The organism is Martelella mediterranea DSM 17316, from assembly GCF_002043005.1.
Lineage (GTDB): Bacteria > Pseudomonadota > Alphaproteobacteria > Rhizobiales > Rhizobiaceae > Martelella > Martelella mediterranea.
This window is the reverse complement of record NZ_CP020330.1, coordinates 1477412-1500043: the sequence shown is the minus strand read 5'-3', so window position 1 is coordinate 1500043 and position 22632 is coordinate 1477412. Positions and strand designations below refer to the sequence as shown.

18 protein-coding genes are annotated in these 22632 nt (G+C 63.9%); 16 read left to right on the top strand and 2 right to left on the bottom strand.

Annotated features, from left to right (window positions below):
• Positions 1 to 122 precede the first annotated feature (122 nt).
• The 11 genes from Mame_RS06910 (at position 123) to Mame_RS06860 (ending at position 13607) form a co-directional block, all read left to right on the top strand.
• Positions 123 to 2462 (top strand): membrane-bound PQQ-dependent dehydrogenase, glucose/quinate/shikimate family, encoded by a 2340-nt coding sequence (locus Mame_RS06910; RefSeq protein WP_018064988.1) that lies wholly within the window; start codon positions 123 to 125, stop codon positions 2460 to 2462.
• 171 nt (positions 2463 to 2633) lie between these two features.
• Positions 2634 to 3236, top strand: a complete 603-nt coding sequence (locus Mame_RS06905) for a superoxide dismutase (RefSeq protein WP_018064987.1) — start codon at positions 2634 to 2636, stop codon at positions 3234 to 3236.
• 206 nt (positions 3237 to 3442) lie between these two features.
• Complete coding sequence (locus Mame_RS06900; protein WP_018064986.1) at positions 3443 to 4453, top strand: LacI family DNA-binding transcriptional regulator; 1011 nt, start codon at positions 3443 to 3445, stop codon at positions 4451 to 4453.
• 63 nt (positions 4454 to 4516) lie between these two features.
• Positions 4517 to 5755 carry an ABC transporter substrate-binding protein gene (locus Mame_RS06895; RefSeq protein ID WP_018064985.1) on the top strand — a complete coding sequence of 413 codons (1239 nt, stop codon included), beginning with the start codon at positions 4517 to 4519 and terminating at the stop codon, positions 5753 to 5755.
• A 100-nt stretch (positions 5756 to 5855) separates the two neighbouring features.
• Positions 5856 to 6779 carry a carbohydrate ABC transporter permease gene (locus Mame_RS06890; RefSeq protein ID WP_018064984.1) on the top strand — a complete coding sequence of 308 codons (924 nt, stop codon included), beginning with the start codon at positions 5856 to 5858 and terminating at the stop codon, positions 6777 to 6779.
• A complete protein-coding gene (locus Mame_RS06885) occupies positions 6776 to 7639 on the top strand; it encodes a carbohydrate ABC transporter permease (protein WP_026173506.1) in 864 nt (287 codons plus the stop codon). Before Mame_RS06890 ends, Mame_RS06885 begins: the two co-directional genes overlap by 4 nt.
• A gap of 26 nt (positions 7640 to 7665) precedes the next feature.
• The gene (locus Mame_RS06880) at positions 7666 to 9597 is read left to right on the top strand and encodes a glycoside hydrolase family 127 protein (protein ID WP_018064982.1); all 1932 of its coding nucleotides are present in this window, start codon (positions 7666 to 7668) and stop codon (positions 9595 to 9597) included.
• 1 nt (position 9598) lies between these two features.
• Positions 9599 to 10687, top strand: coding sequence for an ABC transporter ATP-binding protein (locus Mame_RS06875; protein ID WP_018064981.1), 1089 nt, complete (start codon positions 9599 to 9601; stop codon positions 10685 to 10687).
• Positions 10688 to 10705: 18 nt separating this feature from the next.
• Positions 10706 to 11743 (top strand): 4-hydroxythreonine-4-phosphate dehydrogenase PdxA, encoded by a 1038-nt coding sequence (locus tag Mame_RS06870; RefSeq protein WP_018064980.1) that lies wholly within the window; start codon positions 10706 to 10708, stop codon positions 11741 to 11743.
• Positions 11740 to 12642, top strand: coding sequence for an SMP-30/gluconolactonase/LRE family protein (locus Mame_RS06865; RefSeq protein WP_018064979.1), 903 nt, complete (start codon positions 11740 to 11742; stop codon positions 12640 to 12642). Before Mame_RS06870 ends, Mame_RS06865 begins: the two co-directional genes overlap by 4 nt.
• Positions 12639 to 13607: a YncE family protein gene (locus Mame_RS06860; RefSeq protein WP_018064978.1), complete on the top strand. Its 969-nt coding sequence runs from the start codon at positions 12639 to 12641 to the stop codon at positions 13605 to 13607. Before Mame_RS06865 ends, Mame_RS06860 begins: the two co-directional genes overlap by 4 nt.
• A gap of 77 nt (positions 13608 to 13684) precedes the next feature.
• On the opposite strand, the gene Mame_RS06855 is transcribed toward Mame_RS06860, so the two are convergent.
• Positions 13685 to 14599, bottom strand: coding sequence for a LysR family transcriptional regulator (locus tag Mame_RS06855; protein WP_018064977.1), 915 nt, complete (start codon positions 14597 to 14599; stop codon positions 13685 to 13687).
• A 286-nt stretch (positions 14600 to 14885) separates the two neighbouring features.
• Here Mame_RS06855 and Mame_RS06850 point away from each other — a divergent pair, with 286 nt between their 5' ends.
• The 4 genes from Mame_RS06850 (at position 14886) to recF (ending at position 21595) form a co-directional block, all read left to right on the top strand.
• Positions 14886 to 15680, top strand: coding sequence for an alpha/beta hydrolase fold domain-containing protein (locus tag Mame_RS06850; protein WP_018064976.1), 795 nt, complete (start codon positions 14886 to 14888; stop codon positions 15678 to 15680).
• 51 nt (positions 15681 to 15731) lie between these two features.
• Positions 15732 to 16931: an efflux RND transporter periplasmic adaptor subunit gene (locus tag Mame_RS06845; protein WP_018064975.1), complete on the top strand. Its 1200-nt coding sequence runs from the start codon at positions 15732 to 15734 to the stop codon at positions 16929 to 16931.
• Positions 16932 to 17061: 130 nt separating this feature from the next.
• Positions 17062 to 20259, top strand: coding sequence for an efflux RND transporter permease subunit (locus tag Mame_RS06840; protein WP_018064974.1), 3198 nt, complete (start codon positions 17062 to 17064; stop codon positions 20257 to 20259).
• A gap of 202 nt (positions 20260 to 20461) precedes the next feature.
• A complete protein-coding gene (recF, locus tag Mame_RS06835; protein ID WP_018064973.1) occupies positions 20462 to 21595 on the top strand; it encodes a DNA replication/repair protein RecF in 1134 nt (377 codons plus the stop codon).
• Here the strand turns inward: recF and Mame_RS06830 are convergent.
• Positions 21589 to 21792 (bottom strand): SlyX family protein, encoded by a 204-nt coding sequence (locus tag Mame_RS06830; RefSeq protein WP_018064972.1) that lies wholly within the window; start codon positions 21790 to 21792, stop codon positions 21589 to 21591. The two genes, recF and Mame_RS06830, sit on opposite strands and share 7 nt — an antisense overlap.
• A 66-nt stretch (positions 21793 to 21858) precedes the next feature.
• Here Mame_RS06830 and Mame_RS06825 point away from each other — a divergent pair, with 66 nt between their 5' ends.
• Positions 21859 to 22626, top strand: coding sequence for a molybdopterin-synthase adenylyltransferase MoeB (locus tag Mame_RS06825; protein WP_018064971.1), 768 nt, complete (start codon positions 21859 to 21861; stop codon positions 22624 to 22626).
• Positions 22627 to 22632 lie beyond the last annotated feature (6 nt).

Here is a 22632-nt window from a genome sequence, read left to right as displayed (position 1 = left end):
GAAGACAGCGATGGCAGATCACCGTCGCCTGAAAAGCCGGGAGGTCGGCAAGGGGCAACATCTTCGCGGGTTTCCTCCGCAATACCGACCACATGCCCCGGAAAAGCTCAAGTTTCGGGGGAATGATATTCATGTTGGTGCTGACTTCATTGATTTTCGCGCTGATCGGCCTGTTTCTGGGCGGCGGCGGCATCTGGCTGATCACGCTCGGCGGTAGCTGGTTTTATCTGATTGCGGGCGCCGCATTTCTGGCGACCGCCTTTTTTGTACTTGTCCGATCGGCGCTTGCCTACTGGGTCTATGCCGCGACCATTCTGGTAACGCTGGTCTGGGCGCTGCTGGAGGTCGGTTTCGACTGGTGGCAGCTCGGCGCGCGCGGCGGGCTCGTCGTGCTGCTCGGCCTTTGGTTGCTGCTGCCGTGGGTGCGCCGGCCGATCTTGCGCGATGACTACGGCTTTCCGGAAAAAGACAAACCCGCCCGCGCCGGCCCGTGGCCGCTGGTTGCCGCGGTTCTCGTGTCGATGGTGGTCGCGGTCATTTCGCTGTTCACCGACCCGCATGCGATCGAGGGGGCACTGCCCGGCGCCCGCAGCGCCAGCGCCGAAACGGCGGACGCCGTTCCCGACGGCGAATGGCATGGCTATGGCCGCACCGAAAGGGGCCAGCGCTGGTCGCCGCTCGACCAGGTCACCCCGGAGAATGTCGGCGACCTGGAACTTGCCTGGCAGATCCAGACCGGCGACATGATGGGCCCCAACGACGTGGTCGAGACCACCTATGAGAATACCCCGCTGATGGTGGACGACACGCTCTATGTCTGTACCCCGCATAGCTGGGCGATGGCGTTTAATGCCAGGACCGGCGAGGAGAAATGGAAATTCGACCCGAAGGTTCCCGTTGACGGCAACCGCCAGCACCAGACCTGCCGGGGCGTGACCTATTACGACGATCCCGACATTGCTGAAGGCGAGCGCTGCAAGACCCGCGTCTACCTGCCGACCTCCGATGCCCGCCTGATCGCGCTCAACGCCGAGGACGGCACGATCTGCGAGGATTTCGCCGACAATGGCACGCTGCAGCTTCAGAAAAACATGCCCTACAAGACGCAGGGGTATTACTACTCGACCTCCCCGCCGCTGGCGATAAACGGCAAGATCGTGGTCGGCGGCTCGGTCAACGACAATTACTCGACCGACAGCCCGTCCGGCGTGATCCGCGCATATGACATCGATACCGGTGAACTGATCTGGAATTTCGATACCGGCAATCCGGAGCAAACCGAACCGCTCGGCCCGGACGAAACCTATACCAAGAACTCGCCGAACAGCTGGTCGGTGATGTCCGGCGACAGCGATCTCGGCCTGATCTATGCGCCGATCGGCAACCGCACGCCGGACCAGATCGGCCTCAACCGCTCGCCCGCGGTCGAGAAATATTCGTCTTCGGTTGTGGCTCTCGATGCCGAGACCGGCAAGCCGGTCTGGAATTTTCAGGGCGTCCACCATGACCTCTGGGACATGGACGTACCGGCCCAGCCCGCCCTTCTCGACCTAACGATCGACGGCGAGACCGTGCCGGCGCTGGTGCAGGCGACGAAGCAGGGCGAGGTCTTCGTGCTGAACCGCGAAACGGGCGAACCGATCCTTCCCGTCAAGGAAGTTCCCGCGCCCCAGGAAGGCGGGCTTGACGGCGAAAACCTGTCGCTGACCCAACCCGTCTCGGCGCTTTCCTTCAACCCGCCGAAGCTTGAGGGCAGGGACATGTGGGGCGCGAGCCTGCTCGACCAGCTCGTCTGCCGCATCAAGCTGAAGCAGTATAATTACGAGGGCCGCTACACGCCGCCCTCCGTCGATGGCACGATCGTCTATCCCGGCAATTTCGGCACGCTCAACTGGGGTTCGGTCGCCGTCGATCCGGAGCGGCAGGTGATGTTCGCCATGCCGGTCTACATGGCCTACACCTCCACGCTGGTGCCGAAATCGACGCCGGGCGTGGCCACGCAGGGCATCAATTCCAACAACGGCGCCGACTATGCCGTCTCCTTCTCCACCCTGCTCGGCCCGCTCGGCGTGCCCTGCCAGGCGCCGCCATGGGGCTATGTGGCGGGCGCGGACCTGACCACTGGCGAGATCGTGTGGAAGCACAAGAACGGCACGATCCAGGACATGACGCCGCTGCCGCTGAAGATCAAGATGGGCGTTCCCGGCATTGGCGGTCCGATCATGACGCGGGGCGGCGTCGCCTTCCTCGGCGCGACCATGGACAATTACATCCGCGGCTATGACGTGACCACCGGCGAACAGCTCTGGGAAGCCCGGCTTCCGGCCGGCGGCCAGGCGACGCCGATGACCTACGAGACCGCGGACGGCGCCCAATACGTGCTGATCGTCGCCGGCGGCCACGGCTCGGTCGGCACCGAGACGGGCGATTATATCCTCGCCTACAAGCTGCCGGAGGGTTAGGGTATCCCGGCCGGCGGCTTCGCCGGCAGGCGGGGGCGTACCGGAATGCCGCCGAACGCCCTTTCCTTCCGGCAATTTGCCCGGATATTTCCGGGCTTGGCGGTTGCCGTTCCCGAAACGGCTTCCTATGTAACCCGCAAGCGTCAATTTATTAACTGAGGAGTATTGAACATGGCTTTTGAACTGCCCGATCTGCCTTACGCCTACGACGCGCTCGCCCCCTACATGTCGGCCGAGACGCTCGAATTCCACCACGACAAGCACCACAACACCTATGTGACCACCGGCAACAAGCTGGCGGAAGAAGCGGGTCTCGGTGGTCTTTCCGTCGAGGATGTCATGGTCAAGGCCTATGGCTCCAACCAGCCGCTCTTCAACAATGCCGCCCAGCACTTCAACCACATGCATTTCTGGAAGTGGATGAAGAAGGATGGCGGCGGCACCAAGCTGCCGGGCGCGCTCGAAAGCGCGATTTCCTCCGATCTCGGCGGCTACGACAAGTTCAAGGCCGATTTCATCGCCGCCGGCACCGGCCAGTTCGGCTCCGGCTGGGCATGGGTCGCGGTCAAGGACGGCAAGCTCGAAATCATGAAGACCCCGAACGGCGAAAACCCGGTCGTCCACGGCGCCAAGCCGATTCTCGGCGTCGACGTGTGGGAGCACTCCTACTACATCGACTACCGCAACGCCCGCCCGAAATATCTGGAAGCCTTCGTCGACAATCTCATCAACTGGGACTACGTCGCCGAACTCTACGAAGGCGCCACCAAGTAAGGCAAACGCCTTTCGACTGATCATTAAGCCCGGCCCGAGAGCCGGGCTTTTTCGTACCATGCGCCACCTGCGTTCGCGCCGACCGATCGCAACCACTCCCGTGACCAGATTCCGAAAACCGAACAATATGTTTGAGAAACCCTTTTCTCACGCATATTTCTCTGTTATATGGACATGAGAAACCGGTTTCCCAGCGAGGGGATGGCGTGACGGATGCGAATGTTGGCGGGCGTGTTACGATTTATGACGTGGCCTCGAAGGCCGGCGTCAGCACCGCCACGGCTTCCAAGGCGCTCAACGACACCGGCCGCATGGCGGCGGAGACCCGCGCCCGCATCCGGCGCGTTGCGGAGGAGCTGGGGTTCCGTCCCAATGCGCTGGCGCGCAGCCTCACCAGCAAGCGCAGCTTCACCGTCGGACTTCTGACGGACGATATCTATGGCCGCTTCACCCTGCCGGTCATGGCCGGGGTATCGGAAGGGCTGATCGACCAGGGCGTTTCGGTGTTTCTCTGCTCGGTCGGGGGTGATCCCGCACTTGCCCGCATCCATCTCGATGCGATGCTCGACAAGCAGGTCGACGGGATCATCGCCACCGGCAAGCGCGTCGACCGGCCACTTCCCATCGATTTCTCGGCAGTCCCGGTGCCCGTCGTCTACGTGTTGACCGAGGGGCCCGCCGAGGCAATTACCCTGGTGCCGGATGAACGGCAGGGCGCGCGCGAGGCGGTGCGTCATCTAATACAACGCGGCTGCCGGCGTATCGCCCATATCACCGGCCCAGAGCATTTTCTGGTCGTGCGCGAGCGCGCGCTTTCCTATCGCCAGACCCTGGAGGCCGCCGATTTGAGAGTTCCCGCGGCCGACGTCCTTTACGGCACATGGTCGGAGCATTGGGGGCATGAGGCCGTCGCGCGGCTCTGGAGCTTCGATGAACGGCCGGACGGCATTTTCTGCGGCAATGACCAGATCGCGCGCGGGGTAATGGACGCCCTTCGCGAGCGCGGCGCGGCCATACCGCACGACGTGGCCGTGGTGGGGTTCGACAATTGGGAGATTGTCGCCGAGGAGACCCGGCCCCCGCTCACCACGATCGACATGAACTTGAAGGAGCTTGGACGCCAGGCCGGGCTCACGCTCGTGCGTCTGGTCAATGGCGAGGAGATTGAGAAAGGGCTTCTGCAGCTGCCGTGCAAACTGGTCGTGCGCAGCTCCTGAGCCTTTCGAAAGCGTGCGAAGGGGCCGGCACGGAACACGGCCCCATATCGGAGGAGGATAGAAATGAAACCCGTTAAAATCGCGGCGCTGACGGCGCTCGCCCTCGCCATGACGCCCCTCGGCGCTTCCGCCGAAACCTACAGCATGTGGGCGCGCAACAGCAGCGAAGCCTTCATGCCGGACCTGATCGAGGCCTTCAACGCCTCGCATGAGGACCAGATCGAGCTGCAGATCGTGCCAAGCACGGAAATGGTCCAGAAATACGCCGTGGCGGCCGCGGGCGGCTCGGCTCCGGATTTCGTGTCGCTGGACCTCGTTTACACGCCGGCTTTCGCCAAGGCCGGACAGCTCGCGGACCTGACCGAACTGGCCAGGAGCCTTCCCTATTTCGATCAGTTGTCGAAGGCTCATGTCGAGGCCGGCACCTATGACGGCAAGATCTACGGCGTGCCGATGTCGGCCGATGTCTCGGTGCTGTTGTGGAACAAGCGGTTGTTCCGCGAAGCCGGGCTCGATCCGGACAAGGCGCCGACCAACTGGGCCGAAATCGAGGACTATGCCGGCAAGGTCAACGCGCTCGGCGACGATACCTACGGCTTCTATTTCGCCGGCGCATGCGGCGGCTGCAATGCCTTCACCTTCATGCCGCTGATCTGGGCATCGGGCGGCGACATTCTGGTCGATGACGGCAAGCGCGCCACCATCGACACGCCGCAGATGCATGATGCGATCAACTTCTATCGCGACCTGGTCGCCAAGGGATACGTGCCGGAAAGCGCGAAGACGGATACGGGCACCAATTTCTTCGGCGGCTTCGCGGCGGACAATGTCGGTATCTCGCCCATCGGCGCGTTTGCCATCGGCAACCTCGTCAAGAACTATCCGGATGTCGAATTCGGCGTGGCCCCCCTGCCGGGCAAGGATGGCGGCGTGTCCTCTTTCGGCGGCGGCGACAATTTCGTCGTCACGGCGGGTCGCGACACGCTCGGCGCGGCAAAGGAGTTCCTGGACTTCGCCTATTCGGTCGAGGGACAGACGCTACTCGCCCGCCTGGGCAGCCTGCCGACGCGCGCCGATGTGGCCCAGGAGGCGCTTTCCGGCCTTGATGACCGTTACCTGACGGCGGTCGAAGCGATGGAAACCGCGCGCACGCCGTCATCGCCGGTCTACAACGACATCATCAATTCCAAGACGGGACCGTGGAAGCAGATGCTTGGCGAAGCCTTCTTCGGCGACGATGTCGACGGTTCCCTGAAGCGGGCGCAGGACACGATGCAGTCGATCCTGGACGCGTCCAACTGATCGCGCTTTCGCCGGGCGCCTGACGCGGCGTCCGGTCTACTTCCCGGGCGCCATTGACGGCGCTCCGGGCCCTTTTCCCACGACCCATGGAACAGGCGCCATGCCAGAAACGCAATTCACAACAGCGACGCCGCGCAGGCCGCGCCGGGGACGGGTGCGGCGCAAGCAGCTTGTCGGACTTCTGTTCGTCGCGCCGGCGGTTGCGCTGGTAACGGTTTTCTTCGTCATCCCGCTCTGCATGACCTTCTGGATGTCGCTTCACAACTGGCCGCTCATGGGCGCGCCGCGCTTCATCGGGCTCGGCAATTATGCGCAGATGCTGCATGACAGCCAGTTCTGGAGCTCGCTCCGCTTCACGGTGTTCTACACGCTCATCGTCACGGTCGTGCTTTTCGCGGTTGCCTTTCCGCTGGCGATCTTCGTGGAAAAGCCGGATGCGATGACCAGGTTCTACCGTACGGCTTACTTTCTGCCTTACGTCGTTGGCTTCGGTTCGGCGAGCCTGCTCTGGGTGTGGCTGATGAATGTCGATTCCGGCCTGTTCTCGCAACTCGCATGGCGGCTGGGGCTCACCGAAAAGCCGGTCAACCTGCTGGCGAGTTTCGACACCACCTTCATCTCGATCATCGTCATGGTGGTGTGGAAGACGGTGGGCTTCAACATGATCATCCTGCTCACCGGCCTGCAGGGCATCTCCACCGAGGTGCAGGAGGCGGCCCGCGTGGACGGCGCCTCTTCCTGGCAGCGCTTCCGCCGCATCACGCTTCCGCTGATGCGACGCACGATCGCGCTCGCCCTGATCCTGTCGGTCTCGGGCTCGATGCTCGCCTTCGACCAGTTCTACATCATCTCGGACGGCGGGCCGCAGAACCAGACGATCACCACCGTGTTCTGGATCTTCAGCCAGTCCTTCATGTCGTTCCATCTGGGCTACGGTTCGGCGCTGTCGATGGTGCTTCTGCTGATCCTGGTCACCATCAGCGTGATCCAGCTCAGGCTGCTGCGCAATCCGGAGGGCATGTGATGAGCCGCCGCAAGATGAAACTACGCCGCCAGCGGTTCCAGATGACCCGGCGCAACATGATTGGCCTGTTTCTCGCCTTCCTGTTCCTGGCGCCGCTCGCCTGGAGCCTGCTGGTGAGCTTCAAGACATCGGCGGAATCGCGCAAGCCGCCTCTGCCGCCATGGCCGACGACCGGCTTCAGCACCCAGAGCTACCAGAACCTCTCCGATTTCGGTAGCGGCATCTGGACCTATACCGGCAACAGCCTCACCGTGTCGCTGGCGACCGTGGTGCTGTCGGTGGTGGTGAGCCTTCTGGCCGGCTACGGCTTCTCGCGCTTCCACTTCCCGTGCAAGAACGCGCTGTTCGTGCTGATCATCGCCACGATCATGATCCCGTTCCAGTCGGTTCTGACGCCGCTATTCGTCATCCTGTCGAAGCTTGGCCTCCAGAACACGCTGACCGGTATCGTCTGCGTCTACGTCACACTGCAGATGCCGTTTTCGATCTTCATGATGCGCAACGCCTTCGACGCCGTGCCGAAGGAAATCGAGGATGCGGCCCGCGTCGACGGCGCCTCGGTCATCAAGGTGCTCTACCGGATCATGCTGCCGCTGGTGCTGCCCGGCGTGGCAACGGTCGCGATCTTCGCCTTCCTCGCCTCGTGGAACGAGTTTCTGGCCGCCCTCATCCTTCTGACAGACCAGCAGAAATACACCCTGCCGGTGCTGATGGTCGCGGTTCGCGAAGGGCAGTACGGCACGATCGACTGGGGCGCGGTCCAGGCCGGCGTGACGCTGATGATGGTGCCGTGCCTCGTCGTCTTCCTGCTTTTGCAGCGCTACTACATCCGCGGCCTGACCGCGGGCGCCGTCAAGTGAATATCCAGACCAAAAAGGACTGACCCATGACTTCCTTCGACCTTCCCGCCATCAGCGGCTTCCGCCCTCCCGCGCTTCCCGATGTCGATGTCCAGGGCTTCTGGGGGGATCGCATCGATGCCGTCGCGCACAGGACGGCGATGATCCTCTATGATCGCTGCGTGGCCGCCGGCATGCTCGAGCAGATCAATCCCGATATTCCGGTTCCCCCTCTGCGGCTGCCCTTCCACACCCGGGCCGATGGCACGCCGGACACCGTCAATGTCCAGATGTTCTGGGATTCCGACGTCGCCAAGGTCATCGAGACAGCGGCCTACGCGCTTTACCGCACGCCCAACCCCGATCTCGAGGCGAAGACCGACGAGATCATCGCGATGTTCTGCAAGCTGCAGCAGCCGGATGGCTACCTCAATTCCTGGTTCATCCGCATGCGCCCGGGCGAGCGCTGGACCAATCTGCGCGATTGCCATGAGCTATATTGCGCCGGCCATCTGATGGAAGCCGCCGTCGCCTATTTCCAGGCCACCGGCAAGCGTGGGCTGCTTGACGCGATGTGCCGCTATGCCGACCATATCGGCTCCGTCTTCGGCCCCGGCCCGGACCAGAAGCCCGGCTATTGCGGCCACGAGGAAATCGAGCTGGCGCTGGTGCGCCTCGGCCGCGTCACCGGCGAGCAGCGCTATCTCGACCTCGCGCGCTTCTTCATCGATGCCCGCGGCCAGAAGCCGCATTACTTCGACATCGAGGCGGCCGCCCGCAACGAGGACCCGAAGCGTTTTCGCCACGACACCTATGAATACAACCAGTCGCACCTGCCGGTGCGCGAGCAGACCAAGGTGACCGGGCATGCGGTCCGGGCGATGTATCTCTATTCCGGCATGGCCGATGTCGCCACCGAATTCGGCGACGACAGCCTGACTGATGCGTTGAAGATTCTCTGGGAGGATCTGACGGAAAAGCAGATGTATGTGACCGGAGGCATCGGCCCGGCGGCAAGCAATGAGGGCTTTACCGACTATTACGACCTGCCCAACGAGAGCGCCTATGCCGAGACCTGCGCTGCCGTCGGCCTCGCCATGTGGGCGAGCCGCATGCTCGGCCGCGGCCCGGACGGTCGCTTCGCCGACGTCCTGGAGCAGGCGCTCTATAACGGCGCGCTCTCCGGCCTTTCCCTCGACGGCTCGACCTTCTTCTACGACAATCCGCTGGAAAGCCGGGGCGGCCACCACCGCTGGACCTGGCACCGCTGCCCGTGCTGCCCGCCGAACATCGCCCGCACCGTCGCCTCGATCGGCACCTACATGTATGGCGTCGCCGCCGACGAGATCGCCGTCCATCTCTACAATGAAAGCACTGCCCGGCTGGCGGTCGCCGGCGGCAGCGTCACAGTGGAACAGAAGACCTCCTATCCGTGGGATGGGCACATCGATATCACGCTCGGCCTCGAAAAGCCGCTCGCCTTCCGCCTGGCGCTGAGGGTTCCCGGCTGGTGCGACGGCGCATCGCTGGCGATCAACGGCGCGGCCGTCGAATGCGAGATAGAACGCGGCTATCTGCGCATCGAGCGCGAATGGCAGCCGGGCGATGCGGTAACGCTCGATTTGCCGATGCAACCTTATGCGCTGCATGCCAACCCGGCCGTGCGGGCGGACCTCGGCCGGGCCGCGCTGGCGCGGGGCCCGCTGATCTACTGCGTCGAGGAAACCGACAATGCAGCCGGCCTTCACGAACTGGTCGTCGACGATACGATTGCAACGGCGAGCACAAGCGTGCTGAGCGCCCTGAACGGCGGCGTCGCCATCGACGTTCCGGCTCACCGCGAAGACTGGCAGGGACACGGCAACCGGCTTTACGACCGGCAGGCGCCCGGACGGCGTCCGGTGACCGCGCGCTTCGTCCCCTATCACCTCTGGGATAACCGGGAGCCCGGCGAGATGCTCGTCTGGGTCAGAACGTGAGATGAGCACATTATCTGAGGAAAAGGCCGACATCACGCTTCGCGGCGTGCGCAAGAGCTTCGGCGCGGTCGATGTCATTCACGGCCTCGATCTCGCCATCAAGGGCGGCGAGTTCGTGGTTTTCGTCGGCCCATCGGGCTGCGGCAAGTCCACGCTGCTCCGGATGATCGCGGGGCTGGAGGATGTCACCGATGGAGACATTCTCATCGCCGGACGGGATGTCACCGATCTCGACCCCTCGAAGCGCGGCATCGCCATGGTGTTCCAGTCCTATGCGCTCTATCCGCATATGAGCGTGCGCCAGAACCTCGCCTTCGGCCTCGAAATCGCCAGGACGCCGCAGGCCGAAATCGAACGTCAGGTCGAGGCGGCCGCCGAAATCCTGAAGATCGGCCCGCTACTCGACCGGCGGCCGGGCCAGCTTTCGGGCGGGCAGCGGCAACGGGTCGCCATCGGACGGGCGATCGTGCGCAAGCCTCTCGCCTTCCTGTTCGACGAGCCGCTGTCCAACCTCGATGCCGAGCTCCGGGTCAGCATGCGCATCGAGATCGCAAGGCTGCATCGCGAACTCGGCAACACCATGATCTATGTCACCCATGACCAGACCGAGGCCATGACGCTTGCCGACCGGATCGTCGTGCTGCGCGATGGCCGGATCGAGCAGGTCGGCACGCCGCGCGAAGTCTACGAGGATCCGAACAACCTGTTCGTCGCCGGCTTCATCGGCTCGCCGAGGATGAATATCATCGACGCGACCGCCGGTCCGGCGGGAAGTCTTTCCGTCGGCGGCCAGACGATTGTCGTCGATCCGCCCGCTGAAGCGATGATCGAGAACACGCCGGTCAGGTTCGGAATCCGCCCGGAACATCTGGTGATCGGCGAAAACGGCGGCTCTTCATTTGAAGCCACGGTGGATTTCGCCGAATATCTCGGCGGCACGCGTTATCTTTACTGCCGTCTGCCGGACGGACAGGACCTCACCGTCGAACAGCGCGAGGGAGAGGATCACGCCTCCGGAGAGCGGATATGGCTGACATGCCAGAAGGGCTGCATGCGGCTGTTCTCGCCGGACGGTGAACGGTTGCGGTGAAGGGGAGGAGACAGCGACATGGATGCTGAACGGCAGGGTGGAAAACGCCCGCTGGTCGCGCTCGCGATGGGCGATCCGGCAGGAATCAGCCCCGAACTTGCCGCCCGGCTCGCGGCGTCGGAACGCGTGCGGGATGCCGCGCGGCTGGTCGTCATCGGCGACCGGCGGGTGCTTGAGGCGGGCGCGGCCGTCGCGGGGCTTGCGGCCGCCATCCCCGAAATCGCGATCGAGGAGATCGGGAATGCCGTGACCGGCCCGGCGCTGATCGATCTCGGCAATCTCGATCCGGCCGACATCACGCCCGGCGAAGCCAGCCTTGCCGGCGGACGGTTCGCGGTCGAAAACTTCTCGCTGGCGTTGCGGCTCGCCGAGGCAGGCAGGGTCGACGGGGTCTGCTACACGCCGTTCAACAAGAAGGCGATGCGCCATGCCCATCCAGGTTATGACGACGAAAGCCGTTTCATCACCGAACTGCTTGATCTGGATGATGGCGGCATCCGCGAGTTCAACGTGCTCGAGCAGATCTGGAATGCCCGCGTCACCTCGCACATTCCGCTGAAGGATGTCTCCGCGGCGCTGAGCGAAGAGGTAATCCTTCGGGAAATAGCCCGAACGGAGAACTGCCTCAGGCTCGCCGGGATTGAACAGCCCCGCATGCTGGTTGCGGGCCTGAACCCGCATGCCGGTGACGGCGGCAGCTTCGGCATGGAGGAAATCGACATCATCGGCCCGGCCGTCGCGACTGCAAAGGCGCGTGGCCATGACGTCGACGGCCCGTTTCCAGCCGATACCGTCTTCGTCAAGGCGCTGAAGGAAGGCCATCACGCGGTGCTGACAATGTATCACGACCAGGGCCAGATCGCGATGAAGCTGATGGGTTTCGACCGCGGCGTCACCATGCTAGGCGGGCTTGCATTTCCGGTCTGTACGCCGGCCCACGGTACGGCCTACGATATTGCGGGCCAGGGCATCGCCAGTCCGCTCGCCGCGGAGGAGGCGATGCTCTTGGCCGCGCGCATGGCTGCGCCAGCAGCAACGGAGAGGAAACCGCAATGAGCGATGTCATTATCGAGGATCCCCGCATGGCCGATCTGGTCGCGCCGGATGCCAGGCTTGAAAAACTCTGGACCGGGGCGACATGGAGCGAGGGGCCGGTCTGGTGGGAGGACGGCGGCGTCACCTGGAGCGACATTCCCAACAACCGGATGCTGCGCTGGCATCCCGAGGAAGGCGGCACGGTATTCCGCGAGCCGTCCAGGCACACCAATGGCCATACGCGCGACCGCGAGGGACGGCTCGTCTCGTGCGAGCACTCCGGCCGCGCGGTCAGCCGCACGGAAGCCGACGGCACGGTGGTGACGCTGGTCGACCGCTACCAGGGCAAGCGTCTGAACTCGCCGAACGACGTGGTGGTCAAGTCCGACGGCACGATCTGGTTCACGGATCCGCCCTACGGCATCCTCTCCGACTATGAGGGCGTCAAGGCGGATAGTGAAATCGGCGCCTGCTATGTCTATCGTCTCGATCCGGAGACGGGAGAACTCACCGTCGTCGCCGACGATTTCGACAGACCGAACGGCCTCGCCTTTTCGGTGGACGAGAGCCTGCTCTACATCTCCGACACGGGACGGTCCGAAGCGCCCAACGGGCCGCCGCATATCCGCGTCTTCGAGGTGGAAGACGGGAGGCGGCTCAGGAACGGCCGGATCTTCGCCGAGGTTTCGCCCGGCGCTTCGGATGGCTTTCGGCTCGATGTCCACGGCCATATTTTCACCTCGGCGCATGACGGTATTCAGGTCTTCACACCCGACGGCGAGCGGCTGGGGAGAATCCTGGTGCCCGAGATCGTCGCGAACTGCACCTTCGGCGGGCCGGAGAAAAACAGGCTGTTCATCACCGCCTCGACATCGCTCTACGCCATCGACGTCCTGACCAGCGGGCTGCCGGGCCGATGAGCGAAGCAGATGCCGGCACGCTGGTTATCGTTGAAAAGAGCAGTCACTGCCTGAGCTTCTACGACCGGCGGACGACCGAGCGCCTCGACAGTATCGACCTGCCCCGCTACTCGCACGAACTCGTGGTATCCGCCGATCGGGCATTCGCCTTCGTCGGTCACTACGGGCTGCGCACATCCGCCGACCATGGCGATGGCGGACGTTCCGTCACCGTGGTCGATCTTGCCGCCCGCAGGATCGTCCGGACGCTGGACTGCCGGCCCTGGCGCCGGATTCACGGCATCGCGCTCGATGGCCAGGGCCGGTTGCTGGCGCTCAGCGAAGGCGACAACGTCCTGATGACCTTCGATGACCCTCTGTCGGCGGACGCGCCGTCGCGGGCCGTGCCGAGCGGCGGGCTGAAAGGCCACCTTTTCCGGGTCGGCGCCGATGGCGAAACAGCCTATTGCTGCAACCTTCTGAGCCATACCGTGACGAAGGTCGCGCCGCGCGATGCATCCGTCGCACCCGTGGCGGTGACGCCGGGCGAAAAGCCCGAGGGCATATGGCTCGATGCCGGTGGCGACACGCTCTATGTCACGAACCGCCTCTCAGACACGCTCGTCGCCATCGACACCGCCTCGATGCGCATTACGCGGGAGATGAAGACACGTAGCGATCCGCTGCGCGTCTACGGTCTTGCCGGAAATCGGCTTCTGCTCCTGAACTGCGGCGATAAAAGCATTTCGGTGGTCGACGCGGAAGGCATGCGCGAGCTTGGCTGCCTGCCGCTCGGCAGCATTCCGCTCGCGGCCCATATCACCGGCGATACGGCCTTCGTTTCGCTCGCCGACGATCGCTGCGTCGAAATCGACCTTGCCGGGCTTTCGGTCATGAAGACCTTGGCCACGCAATCGGAGCCGGATTGCTGCTTTCTGCTTGCTGCCGAAAACGACGCGGGTTTTGAAAAGCGCCCGGTTCGTTGACGATGCGGCCTGCCCCGGAATTGCGAACCCTAAGCCGATCCACATTGCAACGTGGCCGGAGCGCCTCGCAAGGATTTTCAGGGGAGCGCATCCAGCTTCCTTTCTGTGAGCAGCTGCACCAGCCAGTCGACGAATACCCGCACCTTGTTGCTCAGGTGGCGGTTCGGCGGATAGACGATGTAGAGCGGAATGGGGTCTATCTGCCAGTCCGGGAGAACCCGGAGCAGTTCTCCTTTGGCAAGCGGCTCCGCCGCCATGAATAGCGGCAATGGCGCAACGCCAAGCCCGGCCAGGGCGGCCGACAGGAAGCTGCGGGCATCGTTGACGGCCAGGATATGGCGGGCATTGATCTCCAGGGCTTCGGCATCCTTGCGGAAATCGAAGGCCACGGCGCGATTGTTCAACGCGGTGAAATAGCTGACGCATTGATGGTCCGTTTCCAGCTCGGAGGGATGCTTCGGCGTGCCGTGCTTTTCGATATAGCCCGGCGCGGCGCAGGTGATCAGCGAGACTTCCGCGACGCGCCGCGCGATCAGGGACTGGTCGGTTGGCACGCCGCCGCGCAGCGCGCAATCCACGTTTTCGGCAAGGTAGTCGACGGTCCGGTCGCCAACGCCCATGTCGATATGGATTTCCGGAAATCGGCGATGGAAATCGCCAAGCGCCGGAATGACGATCCAGTCGGCGAAGGCGCCCGCCATTTCGACACGCAGGCGTCCGCTCGGCAGGGTGTAGGACGCAGCAAGGCTGGTGTCGAGTTCGTCGATTTCGGCAATGATCCGGTTTGCGCGCTCGTAATAGAGAGCGCCGTCGGTCGTCACCACGACGCGGCGTGTGGTGCGGTTCAGAAGCTTGGTGTGCAGGTGCGCCTCCAGCCCTTGGATGAGATTGGTCAACGTCGCCTTCGGCAGGTTGAGCGCTTCCGATGCGCGCGTGAAATTGCCCGTCTCGACAACTCTGACGAAGGCGCGCATGGCGGAAAGCTGGTCCATGTGATCTCGCTTTGTGCAGTGCGTTATTATTCGAAAATTCGAACAGTGTTCTCATGATATCGTGCTTGTTCGGAATTTTGAATAAACTAAATTGTTTTTCGAGAATTGCAGTGCAGGCGACCGTCGGCAAGGTGTGCTGAATGACGTTCGGGGACGTGAGGACCCGATATCCGGAAATCTGTTGGGCGATCGCCATGGCGAAGCGTGATTTGTCGTTTACAATGCCGGACCGAGGAAGGCGTCATCAGGCGCACCCAACTGTCTCTGTCTGGAATGGAAAAAATCAATGGCTGTCGAGATCAAGGACATGTCTCTGGATAACGTTGCCGTCGGTCGTGTCGAGGTCCGTGTCTATCAGGGCGCCGAATACGCCAAGGGGCCGCCCGTGCTGATCTATTTCCAGGGCGGTGCCTTTCATCATACCGGTCTCACGCCCTGTCCGATGGCGGAGTGCCTGGCTGGGCAGGGGGCGATCGTGGTGGTTCCAGACTACAATGTCCAGGGCTCGGTTTTTCCGAAGCCGCTGGAGGTCGGTTTCTCCATTTTCTCCTACATGGCGAAGAAACGGGCCGGTTTCGGCGACCGGAAATCGTTGCTCATCATCGGCGGCGAGGAGGCTGGCGGCAATCTCGCCACCGCCGTTGCGTTGAAGGCGCGGGACCATTTCGCAAACGAGCTTGACGGTCAGGTGCTCGCCTCCCCGCTTCTCGATCCCTTCATGGGCTCGTCGTCTTCGCGCAATGCCGCCTGTATCGGCATGCGGGAACGCTGGGCGGAAGGCTGGAGCCACTATATGAGCGGCGGCATGTGCCATCCCTATGCGGCGCCTTCGCTTTGCTCGCGGCTGGCCGGCATGGCGCCCGCTCTCGTCCTGTCGTCCGAGGACGATCCGCTGCTCGATGAAACGATGTCCTATGCCGGGCGGCTGGAAGCCGCGGGCGTGAAAGTTCAAAAGCACATTCTTTCCGCCGGATCGGGCTGGCCGTCCGTCTATGGCGGAAAGACCGAGGAGACGCCGAACTGGCAGGAAAAGGTTGGTGGCCAGTTCGCTGAATTCGTTCGCGATATCTCCATTCACTGATTCAAACGGAAAATGAACTGCGCGGCCCTCCCAGCCGCAAGGAGTAGAACCATGACGACGACTTTGAAACGCTGGGCCCTCGCGGGCACCGGCCTGGGTCTGGCTGCGTCCATTTCGGCGGCCGTATTCTATTTCGAACTGCCGGTCGGCCTTGTTGCGAACGCGACGGAGGAGGCAAGCGCACCGGCCGCGCCGCCGCCGGCGACGCCGGTCACGGTCACCGAGGTGCAAAGCCGCGCGGTGACGATCTGGCAGGAATTTTCCGGGCGGCTGGAGGCCGTCGACCGGGTCGAGGTCCATCCGCGCGTCGGCGGCGCGATCCAGTCGGTGGAATTTCGCGAGGGGGCGCTGGTCAAGGCCGGCGATCTCCTGTTCACCCTCGATCCCGCACCCTATGAGGCTGCCGTCGCACAGGCTGAGGGGCAGGTCGCTTCGGCACAGGCCAAGGTCGATCTCGCCAAGCTGCAGCTTGATCGCGGCCGCAGGCTGGCCGACAACCGCACGATCTCCGAAAGCGAGATGGAGCAACGCAGCAATGCCGTCGCCGAGGCCGGGGCCGCGCTGAAGACGGCTCAGGCGGCGTTGCAATCGGCCCAGCTCGAACTCGATTATACCAAGGTCAAGGCCCCGGTTTCCGGCCGGGTCGGCAGGGTCGAGATCACGGTGGGCAATCTCGTCTCTGCCGGAACCGCCTCGCCGGCATTGACGACGCTGGTGTCGGCCGATCCCATCTATGTGAGCTTCAACGCAAGCGAGGAGGTCGTCGCGCGGATCCTTTCCGAATTGCCGACAGACGGTGCGCTTCCGGCGATCGACCAGATTCCCGTCGAGATCGGCACGCTGCTTGACGAGGGCACGCCCATCAAGGGCAAGGTCCAGCTCATCGGCAACGAAGTGGATGCCGCGAGCGGAACGATCGCGGTGCGCGCGGTGATCGACAATCCCGACGGGCGGCTGATCCCCGGACAGTTCGTGCGCATCCGCATGGGCGAGCCCCGGCCGGAAGACAAGATACTGGTCAGCGAGCGCGCGATCGGAACCGACCAGGACAAGAAATTCGTCTTCGTGGTCGGCGCCGACAACACGGTTGCCTATCGTCCGGTGGAACTGGGACGCAGCAATGGCGGCGAGCGGATCATCGAAAGCGGCCTTGCCGATGGCGACCGGGTGGTCGTGAACGGGTTGCAGCATATCCGCTCCGGCGCGCTGGTCGCCCCGCAGAGCGAAAGCCCGCTGGCCGCCGCGCAATGACATGACATGACGTGACGGGCGGAGCGGCAACGCTCCGCCGCCTTATCCGAAAAACACAGGACCGCCGCAGAGCCCGCTTCTTCGGCAGCGGGTTGTTTTGTCCGAAATTTCCCTTGAACCGGACCTTCAAATGAACATTTCCAGATTTTTCATCGACCGACCGGTGTTTGCAGGCGTGCTGTCGATCCTGATCGTGCTTGCCGGCCTGATCGGCATGCGGATGCTGCCGATCGCCGAATATCCAAATGTCGTGCCGCCATCGATCGTGGTGCGCGCCGTCTATCCCGGCGCCAATCCGGTGGTCATCGCGGAGACCGTGGCGACGCCGCTCGAAGAGCAGATCAACGGCGTCGAAGACATGCTCTACATGAACAGCCAGGCGACCTCGGATGGCGTTCTCACGCTCACCGTCACATTCAAGCTCGGCACCGACCCGGACAAGGCCCAGCAGCTGGTCCAGAACCGGGTGTCGCAGGCCGCGCCTCGGCTGCCGGAGGAAGTGCGGGCGATCGGCGTCACGACCGTGAAGAGCTCGCCGGACTTCATCATGGTGGTCAACCTGATCTCGACCACGGATCGCTACGACATCACCTATCTGCGCAATTATGCGACGCTCAACGTCAAGGACCGCCTCGCGCGGATCGAGGGCGTCGGGCAGGTTCAGGTCTTCGGCGCGGGCGACTATTCCATGCGGGTCTGGATCGATCCGCAGAAGGCGGCGGAACATGGGCTTGCCGCCAGCGACATCACCAATGCCATCCGCGAGCAGAACACCCAGGCCGCCGCCGGCATCATCGGGGCGTCGCCGGCGCCCGAAGGCGTGGACATGCAGTTCAACGTCAATGCGCAGGGCCGGCTGAGCACGCCGGAGGAATTCGGCGAGATCATCGTCAAGTCGGGCGCGGGCGGCGAGATCACAAGGCTGAGGGACGTGGCGCGCATCGAGATGGGCGCCGACGACTACACGCTGCGCTCTTTGCTCGACGGCCAGCCCGCCGTCGCCATCGCCGTGTTGCAGGCGCCGGGCTCGAACGCCATCGAGATCGCCGACAATGTCCACGCCACAATGGATGAGTTGCAGCTCGCCATGCCGGACGGGGTCCAGTACGAGATCGTCTACGACACCACCGAGTTCGTGCGCGCCTCGATCGAAAAGGTGGTTGACACCCTGCTCGAGGCGATCGCCCTCGTGGTGCTGGTGGTCATCCTGTTCCTGCAGACCTGGCGGGCCTCGATCATTCCGCTGCTTGCCGTCCCGGTCTCGATTATCGGCACGTTCGGGGTCATGTACGCCTTCGGCTTTTCGGTGAACGCGCTGACGCTGTTCGGGCTGGTGCTCGCCATCGGCATCGTCGTCGATGATGCGATCGTGGTCGTCGAAAACGTCGAACGCAATATCGAGAACGGCCTGAGCCCGCGCGAGGCGACCTACCGCGCCATGCGGGAAGTGTCCGGGCCGATCGTCGCGATCGCGCTGGTGCTGGTGGCGGTGTTCGTGCCGCTCGCCTTCATCAGCGGCCTCTCCGGCCAGTTCTATCGCCAGTTCGCGCTGACCATCGCGATCTCGACGGTGATATCGGCGATCAACTCTCTGACGTTGTCGCCGGCACTCGCCGCGCTTCTGCTGAAGGGACACGACGCGCCCAAGGACTGGCTGACGCGGGTCATGGACCGCCTGTTCGGCTGGTTCTTCCGGGGCTTCAACCGCGGTTTCGGCGCGGCATCCCACGGCTACAGTCGCAGCGTCGGCGGGCTGCTGTCGCGCAAGTCGCTGGTGATGATCGTCTATCTCGGGCTGATCGGCGCGACCTATGCCGTCTTCAACGCGGTTCCGGGCGGCTTCGTGCCGGCGCAGGACAAACAGTATCTGATCGGCTTCGCGCAATTGCCGGATGGCGCCAGCCTCGACCGGACCGAGGACGTGATCAAGCGGATGAGCGACATCGCGCTGGAACAGCCGGGCGTATCCCACGCGATCGCCTTTCCGGGCCTGTCGATCAACGGTTTCACCATCGGCTCCAACTCGGGCATCGTGTTCGCCGTTCTTGATGACTTCGCGGAACGGAAGTCGCCGGAACTGTCGGGTGGCGCCATCGCGATGCAGCTGAACCAGAAATTCGCCGGCATCCAGGATGCCTTCATCGCCATGTTCCCGCCGCCACCGGTCAACGGCCTCGGCTCGACTGGCGGTTTCAAGATGCAGATCGAGGATCGGGCCGGGCTCGGTTACCAGGCGCTCGACGGGGCCACCAAGGCGTTCCTCGCCAAGGCCTACCAGACGCCGGAACTTGCGGGGCTGTTTTCCAGTTTCCAGATCAACGTGCCGCAGCTCTATGCCGATCTCGACCGCGCCAGGGCGGAGCAGCTCGGGGTTTCGGTCAGCGACGTGTTCGAGACGCTGCAGATCTATCTCGGTTCGCTCTATGTCAACGACTTCAATGCCTTCGGCCGCACCTACAGTGTGCGCGTCCAGGCCGATTCCGCCTTCCGCGCCGCGCCGGAGGATATCGGGCAACTGAAGGTGCGTTCGCGCTTCGGCGAGATGATCCCGCTTTCCGCGCTTCTGCGGGTGGACAGCACCACGGGCCCGGAACGGACCACGCGCTATAACGGCTTCCTCTCCGCCGATATCAATGGCGGCCCGGCGCCGGGCTTCTCGTCGGGACAGGCGCAGGCGGCCGTCGAGCGGATCGCGCAGGAAACGCTGCCGGTCGGCATCGACTTCGAATGGACCGACCTGACCTACCAGCAGATCCTCGCCGGCAATTCGAGCGTCTTCGTCTTCCCGCTCGCGCTGCTGCTGGTCTATCTGGTGCTGGCGGCGCAATATGAAAGCCTGACGCTGCCGATCGCGATCATCATGATCGTGCCGATGGGCGTGCTCGCGGCCCTTGCCGGGGTCTGGTACACCGGCGGCGACAACAACATCTTCACCCAGATCGGGCTGGTGGTGCTGGTCGGGCTATCGGCCAAGAATGCGATCCTGATCGTGGAATTCGCGCGCGAGCTGGAATTCGAGGGTCGAAGCCCGGTGCAGGCGGCGATCGAGGCGAGCAGGCTGCGCCTCAGGCCGATCCTGATGACCTCGATGGCCTTCATCATGGGTGTCGTGCCGCTGGTGCTATCGACAGGCGCGGGTGCTGAAATGCGCGCCGCCATGGGTCTTGCCGTGTTCTGCGGCATGATCGGCGTCACCTTCTTCGGCATCTTCATGACGCCGGTCTTCTACGTGCTGCTGCGCAAGCTCGCCGGCGAGCGCCCTCTGAGGCAGCACATCGCGGTCCCCGAGGACGACGAACCGGTCGCGCACCCTGCACCCGCCGAATAGAACGGGTGCGCCCCGAAAGGGGCGAACTCGGCCCGCCGACTGTCATATCCTCGTCCGTTCAGTCTGAAGACGCTGCACACAGCCAGCGCGTGGGCCGTATGACGTCTGCCGGGAGCCCAATGCCGGCTCCCGGCGACAAGCCTTTCCCCTTGCCCGGTTTTGCCGCATAAGGAGCGGACTGATTTGAACCGACACCGGTGCCATGCTGCCCTCGATCTTCCTTACCGCGCTGAAGCTCACGGATTTCCGCAATTATGAAAAGGCCGCGCTTGCCTTTGACGGGCGGCATGTGGTGCTGACGGGCGACAATGGATCGGGCAAGACCAATCTGATGGAGGCGGTTTCGTTCCTCTCGCCCGGTCGGGGCCTCAGGCGCGCGGCCTATGGGCAGGTGACGCGCAAGGAGGCGGCGGCCGGGTTTACCGTTTTCGCCGAACTTGAGGGCATGGAGGGGTCGGTCTCGATCGGCACCGGCACGGATGGCGTCGAGGGCGCCGGCCGCAAGGTGCGCATCAACGGCACGCCGGCGGCAACCGGCGACGAGCTCCTCGACCATGCCCGGGTGATCTGGCTGACGCCGGCAATGGACGGGCTTTTCACCGGCGCGGCCGCCGATCGCCGGCGGTTTGTCGACCGCATGGTGCTGTCGATCGACCCCGCCCATGGCCGCCGGGTTGCCGATTTCGAGCGCGCCATGCGCTCGCGCAACCGCCTGCTTTCCGAACGGCGCATGGAGCCGGCCTGGCTTTCCGGGCTGGAGGAGCAGATGGCGGGCCTCGGGGTCGCGATGGCGCTGGCGCGGCGCGAACTGGTGACGCTGCTTGCCGCGCTGATCGAAGAGACCACGGGCGGATCGCCCTTCCCCGCGCCCGAGATCGCGCTTTCCGGCTTCTTCGCCGATCATGCCGAAGCCCCGGCCATCGACCTCGAGGATCGCTATCGCTTGGCTCTGGAGGAAGAACGCTTCCGCGATGCCGGCGCGGGACGCACGCTCGACGGCCCGCACCGCAGCGATCTGGAGGTGCGCCACGCGGCAAAGGCGATGGAGGCGGCGCTGTGCTCAACTGGCGAGCAGAAGGCGCTGTTGATCGGCCTGGTGCTCGCCCATGCGAAGCTCACCCGCCGCATCAGCGGCCATCCGCCAATCATGCTGTTCGACGAGGTCGCCGCCCATCTCGATGCCGGCAGGCGCGCGGCGCTGTTCGAGCGGATCGACGATATCGGCGGCCAGGCCTTCATGACCGGCACCGACCGGGCGCTGTTTACCGCGCTCGGCGAACGCGGCCAGTTCTTCAATGTGTCGGCAGGCAGCATTGCCGAGGAAAAGCCTCAATAATGCGGCGGTTTGGTGATCGCCGGGCGTTCGCCGGCGGTTTCCTCCAGCGTCAGAAAGCGGTCGGTCAGGACCTCGAACTGCTTCTTCAGCCGGTCGATTTCCTTCCATTGGGCGGCAAGCTGTTCAGACAATTCGTCGATGGTTTTCGCCTGATAGGCGACGGTCTCTTCCAGTTTAAGAATACGGTCGTCACTCATGGTGTTTTCCATCACGTTTGCGGGTTCTTGGCTATCCGTTCCTGCCGTGCCTGATATAGTGAAACGATGAGTGACATTGAACCCTTTTCTGCCGAAGAAATAGAACGTTACGCCCGCCATATCGTGCTGCCGGAAATCGGCGGCCCGGGCCAGCAGGCGCTGAAGCGCGCCCGCGTTCTGGTGATCGGCGCGGGCGGGCTGGGCGCGCCTGTGCTTGCCTATCTGGCCGCCGCCGGCGTCGGCACGCTCGGCATCGCCGATGATGACGGCGTCAGCCTTTCCAACCTGCAGCGGCAGGTTATCCACGACACCGGCACGATCGGCCAGAGCAAGACCGAAAGCGCGGCCCGCGCGATCGCCCGCCTCAACCCGCATGTCATCTGCCGGCGCTATGACGAGCGGCTGGAGGACGGCAATATCGACGCTGTGCTGAAGGGCTTCGATCTTCTGATCGACGGCTCCGACAATTTCGACACACGCTACCGCGCGGCCGATGCGGCGGAGCGGGCGGAAATCCCGCTGGTGACCGGCGCCGTCGGCCGGTTCGATGGCTCGTTGACGGTGCTGAAACCCTATGAAACAGGCAAGGACAGGACGCTAAACCCGCGCTACCGCGATCTCTACCCGAAAATGCCCCCGGCGGGCCTCGTACCGTCCTGCGCCGAGGCCGGCGTGATCGGCCCCGTTACCGGCGTCATCGGCACGCTGATGGCGATGGAGGCGGTCAAGTTGATCACCGGCGCGGGCGAACCACTGATCGGCCGGCTGCTGCTCTATGACGGCCTCGGCGCGCGGTTCGAGACCATCTACTACGCGCGCAAGCAGCCGCAGTGAACGGCG